Source organism: Kitasatospora sp. NPDC093558, assembly GCF_040683475.1.
In the GTDB taxonomy this organism is placed as follows: domain Bacteria; phylum Actinomycetota; class Actinomycetes; order Streptomycetales; family Streptomycetaceae; genus Kitasatospora.
This window is the reverse complement of the sequence record NZ_JBFBDY010000018.1, coordinates 26,065-37,968: the sequence shown is the minus strand read 5'-3', so window position 1 is coordinate 37,968 and position 11,904 is coordinate 26,065. Positions and strand designations below refer to the sequence as shown.

Sequence of the window (11,904 nt, the reverse complement as noted above, 5' to 3'; positions counted from 1 at the left end):
GCCGCACAAGACCAAGGTCGCCAAGCTCACGAGCGCCCAGGTCCGCGAGATCGCCACCACCAAGATGCCCGACCTGAACGCCAACGACCTGGACGCGGCGGAGAAGATCATCGCCGGCACCGCCCGGTCGATGGGCATCACCGTCGAAGGCTGATCAGCCCTTTCGTCCCTGTGGTAGGGCCTGCGCAGGTCCGTTGAATACCACAACTCCAATCACCATTCAGGAGCAGCAGTGAAGCGCAGCAAGGCTCTGAAGGCCGCGGACGCTCAGGTCGACCGCGAGCGCCTTTACGCCCCCCTCGAGGCCGTCCGCCTCGCCAAGGCGACCAGCACCACCAAGTTCGACGGCACCGTCGAGGTCGCCATGCGTCTGGGCGTCGACCCGCGCAAGGCCGACCAGATGGTCCGCAGCACCGTGATCCTCCCGCACGGCACCGGTAAGACCGCTCGGGTCCTGGTCTTCGCGACCGGCGAGCGTGCCGAGGCCGCGCGTGCTGCGGGTGCCGACATCGTCGGTGCCGACGAGCTCATCGACGAGGTCGCGAAGGGCAAGCTGGACTTCGACGCCGTCGTCGCCACCCCGGACCTCATGGGCAAGGTCGGCCGCCTGGGCCGCGTGCTCGGTCCCCGTGGTCTGATGCCGAACCCGAAGACCGGCACCGTGACCCCGGACGTCGCCAAGGCTGTCAACGACATCAAGGGCGGCAAGATCGAGTTCCGCGTCGACAAGCACTCGAACCTGCACTTCATCATCGGTAAGGCCTCCTTCACCGACGAGCAGCTGGTCGAGAACTACGCCGCCGCGCTGGACGAGGTGCTCCGCGCCAAGCCGTCCGCCGCCAAGGGCCGCTACATCAAGAAGACCGCGTTCTCGACCACCATGGGCCCCGGCATCCAGGTGGACCCGAACCGCACCCGCAACCTCCTCGTCGAGGAGGACCCGGCCGCGGTCTGACGCTGAGCGAGCGCAAGCGAGCGAAGCGGCGGATCCCGGCCCATGGTCGGTGTCGCGGTCTGAGCCTCAGCGCTCTAGAGCAGTCCGTTACGGCGGGCCCGCACTCCTTCGGGAGTGCGGGCCCGCCGTCGTTTCGTCGACAGGGGCGTCGTACGCTCGGCCGGTCGGATCATGTGACCGAGTCCTGTCGACCGCCGGAGTGTGCCGTGCCGTCCGCCCAACGCTTCGCCGCCCTCGGGGCCGTCCTGCTCCTGCTCGGCGGCACCACCGGGTGCAGCCTGCTGGCCGTCCCCGACGCCCGCACTCCCGGCAACGTCGCGGCGGCGGTGCCGCCCCGGCAGGTGGTGCTCGCGGCGGCCCAGGCGCTCGACGACGCCGGTGGGGCCCGGATAGACGTCGTGGCCGAGGGCCCGGCCGGCCGCCGCACCGCGAGCGGCATGCTGGTCTGGGGCGACCGGGACGAGACCGACCTGAGCGTCACCGACGAGCTGGGCACCGGGCGGCTGACCGGCCGGAACGGGGAGTTCGACCTCGCCTACCAGGACGGTGCGGCCAAGCATGCGGACCGGGCCGGCGCCGAGTCGCTGGACCCGCGGTCGGGCGCCTCGCCGGACGGCTACGCGGGCGGCTGGACGAGCTGGCTGATCACCAGCCCGGGCAGCACGGCGTACACCATGGTCCAGGCCGGGACGCTCGGTTCGCTCGGTGCCGAGCAGCTGGCCGGGACGACGGTCGCGCACTACCAGGGCTCGGCGCCGGTGGCCGACTACTTCGGCGCGGACAAGGAGCTGACGGCCGAGCGGCTCGCCACGGTGCTCGCCTACTACCGCGGACTCGGGGTCACCACGATCGGTTTCGACGTCTGGGTCGGGCCCGGCAGCCGCCTGCTGCGGCTACGCGAGACGGCCCGGGGGAGCGGTGGAACCGTGGTGACCACGACGGACGTCTCCGCTCCCGGGGAGGGAGACGCGACGCCCGCCCCGACGGGCTGACGGGCGGGGGGATATCCCGCGCGTGCCGGTCCTGGCGATCCGTTAGAGTCCGCTGGACAGGGGCCGAAAATCGGCTCTTCAGTGGATCATTCGGATCTTACGGGGGGACTCCCATGCGTGCTGTGCGTCTCGCTTCGGCCGTCGTCACGGCCGCCGTGCTGGTAGGCGGCCTGTCCGCCTGCGGCAGCAGCGGCAAGAGCGGGAACGACGCCAAGGGCGGCGACACCAAGGCCGCGGGCGACCCCGTGGCCGGCGCCCTGGCCGGGGACCCGAAGACCGCGCTGGCCGCCGCCGCGCTCGTGATGCAGAAGGCCGGCAACGGCAAGGTCGCCATGGTCGCCCCGGACGGTTCCACCCACACCGGCGGCAGCGGCACCGCCGACTGGAAGGACCCGGGCAAGACGTCCGTGGACCTCACCGGTGAGATGGACACCAAGAAGATGCGCATCCGGGTGGTCGGGACCGACGCCTACCTCGGCGCCGGGGACGCCGAGGCCGCGGCGATCGGCGGCAAGCACTGGGTCAAGATGCCCGCCGGGAACGAGATGGGCGACGGCCTCCTGCTGATGAGCCAGATGCTCAACCCGGTCGTCCAGCTGACCCTGGCCGCGGCGAACAAGCCGACCAAGGTCGGCCAGGAGGCCGTCGACGGCACCCAGGCCACCCACATCCGCTCGGTGGAGGACGCCTCCACCATGGTGGCCGGCATGACGGGGCTCAGCCCGGAGCAGCGCCAGGCCGTCCAGAAGACGCTGGAGCAGGACGGCAAGAACATCACCGTCGACCTCTGGCTGGACGCCAAGCAGCAGCTCGTCCAGTTCCAGGAGTTCGGTGACAAGAACGGCGAGCACGACGCCGTCACCATCAAGTACACGGGCCTCGGCTCCGCGGGGAAGATCGAGGCGCCCGCGGCGACCGACCTCGGCAACCCGGCCGACATCCTCAAGCTGCTCGGCTGAGCCCGCCCGAGCACCGAACGCGGAGCCCACGAGGCTTCCCGAGAACCACCACTGGCTGTCGCCCCGGACGCACCGTGCGCCCGGGGCACCTCAAAGGGGGGAACCATGGCCGGAACCCGTAAGGCCGCACTCGCCGCCGTCGTCGCCGTACTGGCGCTGACCGCGACCGCGTGCAACGACAACAACGACGAGAAGAAGGACGCCGCGCCCGCGGCGCCGACGACCGCCGCCGCTCCGACGTCCGCCGCCCCGACGTCCGCCGCTCCGACCCCGGCCGCCCCGACCTCGTCGGCCGCGGCGCCGGCGAAGCTGACCCCGGCGGCCTTCCTGGAGCAGGTCACCCGCAAGACCGGTGCGGCGAAGAGCGCGAAGATCACCGAGGACATCTCGATCGCCGCCACCACGATGACCGCTCAGGGCGCGGTCTCCTGGGCCGACGGCCTCCAGGGCGACGTCACGATGGACATGTCGGGCTCCCCGCTCGGCAAGCTCCTGGCGCCCCTCACCGGCGGCCAGTCGGCGCCGTACCGCTACACCAAGGACGCGATGTACCTGCGCCTCGGCGGTCAGGCCGTCCGGGCCCTGGACGGGCGGCACTGGCTGCACTACGACAAGGCGGCGATGGCCAAGGCCTCCGGGGGGACGGGCGGCGACCAGCTCCAGAACGCCGACCCGGTCCAGGGCGTGCGCACCCTGATCGCCTCGGGCAAGGTCGCCGAGGTCGGCCAGGAGACGGTGAACGGCAAGCCGGCCACCCACTACACCGGTCAGATCACCGTGGCGGACATCGCCGGCGCCTCGGGCAACAGCATCACGCCGGAGCAGCTGGAGCAGATCAAGGGGAAGCTGGCCAAGGCCGGCATCACCAGCGAGCAGGTCGACGTCTGGGTGGACGCCGACCAGCTGGTGGTCAAGCGCACCGAGCAGGGCGACACCAAGAACGGCGCGTTCAAGGTCACCGTCACCTACTCGGACTACGGCACCCCGGTGACCACCACCGCTCCGGACCCCTCCGACACGGTGGAGCTGTCCGAGCTGGCGAAGATGGACCAGGGGGGCGCCGCGAGCTGACCCGGCCCCGGGTGGCATGGTGGCCGGAACACCGAGGCCGCCACGGCGGCGACCGGGGGCCAAAGGGCGACCGGGGCGAAAGGGGACAGCGATGGCGGGACGGCGGCTGGCGGCCGCAGCAGCCGTCGTGCTGCTGGCGAGCGGGCTGAGCGCGTGCGGCAGCGGCGGCGGTGGCGGTGACGCCGGGCCGACGCCCACCGGCAGCCCGACCCCGACCAGCGCCTCCCCGACCGGGCCCGCCAAGCCGACCGACCGGTCGCCGCACGGCGTCCTGCTCTCCGCCGAGCTGGCCATGCAGACCGCCCGCCGGGCCAAGGTCAGCTACCGGCTGGGGGCCGACGCCGGCAGCGGGCCGCTGTTCTGGCAGCCCAAGACGGCGCTGCAGATCAAGCGGTCCACCCCGGCCGACGCCGAGCAGCTGATCGTCGTGGACACCGTCGCCTACCAGGGCGGCGACGCGGCCACCGCGGCCCGGCAGGGCGGCAAGCACTGGGAGCGCTTCTCCGTCCCGCCGGGCCCGGACGGCCACAAGGAGGTCCCGTACGCGGGGCTGATCGACCTGCTGAACCCGGTCGAGGCGCTGGCCGCCGCGACCGCGGACGGCGTGGAGCCGCGCTTCGTCGCCGAGGAGAAGTTCGAGGACTCGACCGTCGAGCACTACCAGGTGACGACGTCCGCCGAGAAGTACGCGGCCGCCCAGACCCAGCTGAGCCAGTCCCGGCGGGACGGCCTGCGGGCCGCGCTCGCCCCCGGCGGCTCGCTCTCACTGACCCTGGACCTGTGGCTGAACGACAAGGACCAGCTGGTGAAGCTCCAGCGCACCGGCACCGGGGACGCCGGCCGGGCGGACGACTCCGTGCTCTACACGGACCTCGCCGGCGCCCTGCTCTCCGTCCAGGCCCCCGCCGAGACCGACACCGTCGACACCGGCACGCGACCGGTGTCCCCGCTGGCCCGCTGACCACCGGGGGCACCGGGGGCGATTTGCCCCGGACGGCGGAGTCCGGTTACTGTTACCGAAGCCAAAGACCGCTGGTTGTCGCCGCGCGCCCGTCAGGGAGCCGGTGGCCGAAGGATCTGCGCCCAGCGCGCAGGCAGCCCGCGCAGGTGTGTCTGGAGCTTCGATTTCCGGGTGCCGCGTCCGCGCGGGTCCCGTTGAGATCGTTTCGAGCCCCGTGCGCCCTGCGCATCGGGGCTCATTGCATTTCCGCAAGAGCTTTCCTTCCGTCCGGCCGGTTCGAGGTGTGAATGGTCGACTTTCGCGGTCGGCCGGACTTCGACATCACGGAAGGAGGCGTAAGCCTATGGCCAGGCCCGACAAGGCTGCTGCCGTCGCAGAGGCCGCGGACAAGTTCCGTGGCTCCACCGCGGCGCTGGTGACCGAGTACCGCGGTCTCTCGGTGAAGCAGGTCAAGACCCTGCGTCGCTCGCTCGGCGACAACGCCGAGTACGCCGTGGTGAAGAACACGCTGACCAAGATTGCGGCCAACGAGGCCGGGATCTCCGAGCTGGACGACCTGTTCACGGGTCCGACGGCTGTCGCCTTCGTCACCGGTGACCCGGTGGAGTCGGCGAAGGCTCTGCGTGACTTCGCCAAGGACAACCCCGCTCTCATCATCAAGGGCGGTGTCCTTGACGGTAAGGCGCTGTCCGCCGATGAGATCAAGAAGCTCGCGGACCTCGAGTCCCGCGAGGTGCTGCTCGCCAAGCTGGCGGGTGCCCTGAAGGCCAAGCAGTCCCAGGCTGCCGCGCTCTTCCAGGCCCTGCCGTCGAAGCTCGTCCGCACTGTGGACGCGCTGCGCGACAAGGTCGAGCAGGGCGGTGCCGGTACGCCGGCTCCCGCCGCCGAGGACGCCGCCGCCGAGTAATTCGGCAGGCTCACGCCTCGCTGCGGGCCCGTGCCCGCCCCACCCGTACATACGGCACCACCTGCCGATTTAGTGGAAGGACGCCATCATGGCGAAGCTGTCCCAGGACGAGCTGCTCGCGCAGTTCGAGGAGCTCACCCTCATCGAGCTCGCTGCCTTCGTGAAGGCCTTCGAGGAGAAGTTCGACGTCACCGCCGCCGCCCCGGTCGCCGTTGCCGCCGCCGGTGGCCCGGCCGCCGTTGAGGCCGTCGAGGAGCAGGACGAGTTCGACGTCATCCTCGATGGTGCCGGCGACAAGAAGATCCAGGTCATCAAGGAGGTGCGCACCCTGACCTCCCTCGGCCTGAAGGAGGCCAAGGACCTCGTTGACACCGCTGGTGCCAAGGTCCTGGAGAAGGTTGCCAAGGACGTTGCCGAGAAGGCCAAGGCCGCCCTCGAGGGTGCCGGCGCCAAGGTCACCGTCAAGTGACTTCACGCCCTCTCTGAGAGGGCCTGAGGCCGGGCCGATCACCCTTGTGGGTGGTCGGCCCGGCCTTTTCGCGTTCCCGGCCCCGTGCCGGGACCACCGGTGTGGCCCATCGCTCACTCGGCACTGTCGGTGCCGAGGGGTATGGTGATCACCGTCATCGGGAGTAGCCCCCACCACGGCTTCTGTAACGCCGGAGGGGTTCCGATCGATAGACAGGGCGAGGTCCGCGCCGCAGGCGGGGCCCTTGACGAACCTGGCGCGGCGCGCGATTCTCAAGGCGCGAGTCCGCCCGGTTGGTTTGCGGCTGGATGCATAACCAGCGGCTCCGGCGGGAAGTGACTCCACGTGAGTTGAGCGGCCCGGCTTGGTCCGGGCCGGTGCAGTGCCCAGAGCAGTACCGGCGAGCTCCGCGCCCGCCGGCTACCGGGAGGAGTCTCCGATTCGGTTTCCGAATCAGAGCTGGACAGCAGTGTGCCCTTTGGCTACACTGTCCCTTTGCGCTGCCTGTTAGCTTCTCCGTGACTCGTCGCCCGGAGTTTGCGTTGCCCTGAAGGGGTCTGGCACCACCTCCGCAAAGCGGCTCTGACCTGGGATTTCGGTCCCGGCAGAGGCCAGTGGCGAGGGAGGCGGGACCAAGCCCAAGCAGGCCCGGCTGGTACGCGCGTAGTGAGCTCCGAGCCCTCGGAAGGACCCCCCTCTTGGCCGCGCCGCGCAACGCCTCGAACAATTCCGCCGCATCCACCGCCCCGCTCCGCGTCTCCTTCGCGAAGATCAAGGAGCCCCTCGAGGTCCCCAACCTCCTGGCCCTGCAGACCGAGAGCTTTGACTGGCTGCTCGGCAACGCGGCCTGGAAGTCCCGGGTCGAGGCGGCGCTGGAGAACGGTCAGGACGTCCCCACCAAGTCCGGTCTGGAGGAGATCTTCGAGGAGATCTCCCCGATCGAGGACTTCAGCGGGTCGATGTCGCTGACCTTCCGCGACCACCGTTTCGAGCCGCCGAAGAACTCGATTGACGAGTGCAAGGACCGTGACTTCACGTACGCGGCTCCGCTCTTCGTCACGGCCGAGTTCACCAACAACGAGACCGGTGAGATCAAGTCTCAGACGGTCTTCATGGGCGACTTCCCGCTCATGACCCACAAGGGCACGTTCGTGATCAACGGCACCGAGCGTGTCGTCGTGTCGCAGCTGGTCCGTTCCCCGGGTGTGTACTTCGACTCCACCCTGGACAAGGTCTCCGACAAGGACATCTACTCCTGCAAGGTCATCCCCTCGCGTGGTGCCTGGCTGGAGATGGAGATCGACAAGCGCGACATGGTCGGCGTCCGCATCGACCGCAAGCGCAAGCAGTCCGTCACCGTGCTGCTCAAGGCGCTCGGCTGGACCAACGAGATGATTCTCGAGGAGTTCGGCGAGTACGAGTCCATGCGCAACACCCTGGAGAAGGACCACACCCAGGGCCAGGACGACGCGCTGCTGGACATCTACCGCAAGCTGCGTCCGGGCGAGCCGCCCACGCGCGAGGCCGCGCAGACGCTTCTGGAGAACCTGTACTTCAACCCGAAGCGCTACGACCTGGCCAAGGTCGGCCGCTACAAGGTCAACCGCAAGCTGGGCAACGCCGAGTCGCTGGACTCCGGCGTGCTCACCGAGCCCGACATCATCGGTGCGATCAAGTACCTGGTGAAGCTGCACGCCGGTGAGACCGAGTGGAACGACGAGACCGGCCGCGACATCGTGGTCGAGGTCGACGACATCGACCACTTCGGCAACCGCCGCCTGCGCAACGTCGGCGAGCTCATCCAGAACCAGGTCCGTACGGGTCTCGCCCGTATGGAGCGCGTCGTGCGCGAGCGCATGACCACCCAGGACGTCGAGGCGATCACGCCGCAGACCCTGATCAACATCCGGCCGGTCGTCGCCTCCATCAAGGAGTTCTTCGGCACCAGCCAGCTGTCGCAGTTCATGGACCAGACGAACCCGCTGTCGGGCCTGACCCACAAGCGCCGTCTGTCCGCCCTCGGTCCCGGTGGTCTCTCCCGTGAGCGCGCCGGCTTCGAGGTCCGTGACGTGCACCCCTCGCACTACGGCCGCATGTGTCCGATCGAGACCCCCGAAGGCCCGAACATCGGTCTGATCGGGTCGCTGGCCTCGTACGGCCGGGTCAACGCCTTCGGCTTCATCGAGACCCCGTACCGCAAGGTCATCGAGGGTGTCGTCACCGAGCAGGTCGACTACCTCACCGCCGACGAGGAGGACCGCTACGTCATCGCGCAGGCCAACGCCCCGCTGACGGCGGAGCTGACCTTCGCCGAGCCGCGCGTCCTGGTCCGCCGCCGTGGCGGCGAGATCGACTACATCCCCGGCACCGAGATCGACTACATGGACGTCTCGCCGCGCCAGATGGTGTCGGTCGCGACCGCCATGATCCCGTTCCTCGAGCACGACGACGCCAACCGCGCGCTCATGGGCTCCAACATGATGCGCCAGGCGGTGCCGCTGCTGAAGAGCGAGGCTCCGCTGGTCGGCACCGGCATGGAGTACCGCTGCGCCGTCGACGCCGCCGACGTCATCACCGCCGAGAAGGCCGGTGTCGTCCAGGAGGTCTCGGCCGACTACGTCACCGTGGCGAACGACGACGGCACGTACACCACGTACCGCGCCGCCAAGTTCACCCGCTCGAACCAGGGCACCGCCTTCAACCAGAAGGTGCTCGTGGACGAGGGCGCCCGGGTCGAGACCGGCCAGGTCCTGGCCGACGGCCCGTGCACCGACGAGGGCGAGATGGCCCTCGGCAAGAACCTGCTCGTGGCGTTCATGTCGTGGGAGGGTCACAACTACGAGGACGCGATCATCCTGTCGCAGCGCCTCGTGCAGGACGACGTCCTCTCCTCGATCCACATCGAGGAGCACGAGGTCGACGCCCGTGACACCAAGCTCGGCCCCGAGGAGATCACCCGGGACATCCCGAACGTCTCCGAGGAGGTCCTCGCCGACCTCGACGAGCGCGGCATCATCCGCATCGGCGCCGACGTCGTCACCGGCGACATCCTGGTCGGCAAGGTCACCCCGAAGGGCGAGACCGAGCTGACCCCGGAGGAGCGCCTGCTCCGCGCGATCTTCGGTGAGAAGGCCCGTGAGGTCCGCGACACCTCGCTGAAGGTGCCGCACGGTGAGTCCGGCAAGGTCATCGGCGTCCGCGTCTTCGACCGCGAAGAGGGCGACGAGCTGCCCCCGGGCGTCAACCAGCTGGTCCGCGTCTACGTGGCCCAGAAGCGCAAGATCACCAACGGTGACAAGCTCGCCGGCCGTCACGGCAACAAGGGCGTCATCTCCAAGATCCTGCCGGTCGAGGACATGCCGTTCCTGGAGGACGGCACCCCGGTCGACATCATCCTCAACCCGCTGGGCGTCCCGTCCCGAATGAACCCCGGGCAGGTCCTGGAGATTCACCTCGGGTGGCTCGCCAAGCAGGGCTGGGACGTCTCCGGCCTCGCCGACGAGTGGGCCCAGCGCCTGCAGGCGATCGGCGCCGACACGGTCGAGGGCGGCACCAACCTCGCCACCCCGGTCTTCGACGGCGCCCGCGAGGACGAGATCACCGGCCTGCTGGACAACACCACGCTCACCCGTGACGGCGAGCGCCTGGTGAACTCCACCGGCAAGGCCCGGCTGTTCGACGGCCGCTCCGGCGAGCCGTTCCCGATGCCGGTCTCGGTCGGCTACATGTACATCCTCAAGCTGCACCACCTGGTCGACGACAAGCTCCACGCCCGTTCGACCGGCCCGTACTCGATGATCACCCAGCAGCCGCTCGGTGGTAAGGCGCAGTTCGGTGGTCAGCGCTTCGGTGAGATGGAGGTGTGGGCCCTCGAGGCGTACGGCGCGGCCTACGCGCTGCAGGAGCTGCTCACCATCAAGTCCGACGACGTGCTCGGCCGCGTGAAGGTCTACGAGGCCATCGTCAAGGGCGAGAACATCCCCGAGCCCGGCATTCCCGAGTCCTTCAAGGTCCTCATCAAGGAAATGCAGTCGCTCTGCCTCAACGTGGAGGTGCTGTCCTCGGACGGCCAGTCCATCGAGATGCGGGACTCCGACGAGGACGTCTTCCGCGCCGCCGAGGAGCTCGGCATCGACCTGTCCCGGCGCGAGCCGAGCAGCGTCGAAGAGGTCTGACGGAGGTTGGGCCGGCCTGCTGATCGCAGGCCGGCCCGCCCCCAGGCCCCCCTCAGACCACATGAACGACTCTCGACTTACGAAAGAGGGCTTGACGACCAGTGCTTGACGTCAACTTCTTCGACGAGCTCCGCATCGGCCTGGCCACCGCCGACGACATCCGCCAGTGGTCGCACGGCGAGGTCAAGAAGCCGGAGACCATCAACTACCGCACCCTGAAGCCCGAAAAGGACGGACTCTTCTGCGAGAAGATCTTCGGCCCCACCCGGGACTGGGAGTGCTACTGCGGTAAGTACAAGCGCGTCCGCTTCAAGGGCATCATCTGTGAGCGCTGCGGCGTCGAGGTGACCCGCGCCAAGGTGCGCCGTGAGCGGATGGGCCACATCGAGCTGGCCGCCCCGGTCACCCACATCTGGTACTTCAAGGGTGTGCCGTCCCGCCTCGGCTACCTGCTCGACCTGGCGCCGAAGGACCTCGAGAAGGTCATCTACTTCGCCGCCTACATGATCACCTGGGTCGACGACGAGCGCCGCCAGCGCGACCTGCCGTCCCTGGAGGCGCACGTCTCGGTCGAGCGTCAGCAGATCGAGAACCGCCGCGACGCCGACCTCGAAGGCCGTGCCAAGAAGGCCGAGACCGACCTGGCCGAGCTCGAGGCCGAGGGCGCCAAGGCCGACGTGCGCCGCAAGGTGCGCGAGAGCGCCGAGCGCGAGATGAAGCAGCTGCGCGACCGCGCGCAGCGCGAGCTCGACCGCCTCGACGAGGTGTGGGCCCGCTTCAAGAACCTCAAGGTCCAGGACCTCGAGGGCGACGAGCTGCTCTACCGCGAGCTGCGCGACCGCTTCGGCACCTACTTCTCCGGCTCGATGGGCGCGGCGGCCCTCAAGGACCGCCTCGAGACCTTCGACCTGGCGGAGGAGTCCGAGCGCCTGCGCGAGATCATCCGCACCGGCAAGGGCCAGAAGAAGACCCGTGCGCTCAAGCGCCTCAAGGTCGTCTCCGCGTTCCTGCAGACCACCAACAAGCCCAACGGCATGGTGCTGGACTGCGTCCCGGTCATCCCGCCGGACCTGCGTCCGATGGTGCAGCTGGACGGTGGCCGCTTCGCGACCTCCGACCTGAACGACCTGTACCGCCGCGTCATCAACCGCAACAACCGCCTGAAGCGGCTTCTCGACCTCGGTGCCCCCGAGATCATCGTGAACAACGAGAAGCGCATGCTCCAGGAGGCCGTCGACGCGCTGTTCGACAACGGCCGCCGCGGCCGTCCGGTCACCGGTCCGGGCAACCGCCCGCTGAAGTCCCTCAGCGACATGCTGAAGGGCAAGCAGGGTCGTTTCCGCCAGAACCTGCTCGGCAAGCGAGTCGACTACTCGGCCCGTTCGGTCATCGTCGTCGGCCCGCAGCTCAAGCTG

8 protein-coding genes and 2 pseudogenes are annotated in these 11,904 nt (G+C 69.3%); all 10 read left to right on the top strand.

Annotated elements, in window-relative coordinates; genetic code table 11:
• Positions 1-154 (top strand): annotated as a pseudogene (locus AB0O00_RS04135) (50S ribosomal protein L11); the annotation flags it as partial.
• Between the two features lie 78 nt (positions 155-232).
• Positions 233-955 carry a 50S ribosomal protein L1 gene (rplA, locus tag AB0O00_RS04130; RefSeq protein ID WP_207809814.1) on the top strand — a complete coding sequence of 241 codons (723 nt, stop codon included), beginning with the start codon at positions 233-235 and terminating at the stop codon, positions 953-955.
• 206 nt (positions 956-1,161) lie between these two features.
• On the top strand, positions 1,162-1,947 hold the full coding sequence (locus AB0O00_RS04125) for a hypothetical protein (protein WP_363648539.1): 786 nt from the start codon (positions 1,162-1,164) through the stop codon (positions 1,945-1,947).
• A gap of 113 nt (positions 1,948-2,060) precedes the next feature.
• Positions 2,061-2,906, top strand: a complete 846-nt coding sequence (locus AB0O00_RS04120; protein WP_363648538.1) for a hypothetical protein — start codon at positions 2,061-2,063, stop codon at positions 2,904-2,906.
• Positions 2,907-3,011: 105 nt separating this feature from the next.
• On the top strand, positions 3,012-3,977 hold the full coding sequence (locus AB0O00_RS04115) for a hypothetical protein (protein WP_363648537.1): 966 nt from the start codon (positions 3,012-3,014) through the stop codon (positions 3,975-3,977).
• A 91-nt stretch (positions 3,978-4,068) separates the two neighbouring features.
• Positions 4,069-4,938, top strand: coding sequence for a hypothetical protein (locus tag AB0O00_RS04110; protein WP_363648536.1), 870 nt, complete (start codon positions 4,069-4,071; stop codon positions 4,936-4,938).
• A gap of 343 nt (positions 4,939-5,281) precedes the next feature.
• A complete protein-coding gene (gene rplJ, locus AB0O00_RS04105; RefSeq protein WP_363648535.1) occupies positions 5,282-5,845 on the top strand; it encodes a 50S ribosomal protein L10 in 564 nt (187 codons plus the stop codon).
• Between the two features lie 88 nt (positions 5,846-5,933).
• Positions 5,934-6,314 (top strand): 50S ribosomal protein L7/L12, encoded by a 381-nt coding sequence (gene rplL, locus AB0O00_RS04100; protein WP_363648534.1) that lies wholly within the window; start codon positions 5,934-5,936, stop codon positions 6,312-6,314.
• Positions 6,315-7,012: 698 nt separating this feature from the next.
• Positions 7,013-10,489 carry a DNA-directed RNA polymerase subunit beta gene (gene rpoB, locus AB0O00_RS04095; protein WP_363648533.1) on the top strand — a complete coding sequence of 1,159 codons (3,477 nt, stop codon included), beginning with the start codon at positions 7,013-7,015 and terminating at the stop codon, positions 10,487-10,489.
• Positions 10,490-10,590: 101 nt separating this feature from the next.
• Positions 10,591-11,904, top strand: a pseudogene (locus tag AB0O00_RS04090) (DNA-directed RNA polymerase subunit beta'); the annotation flags it as partial.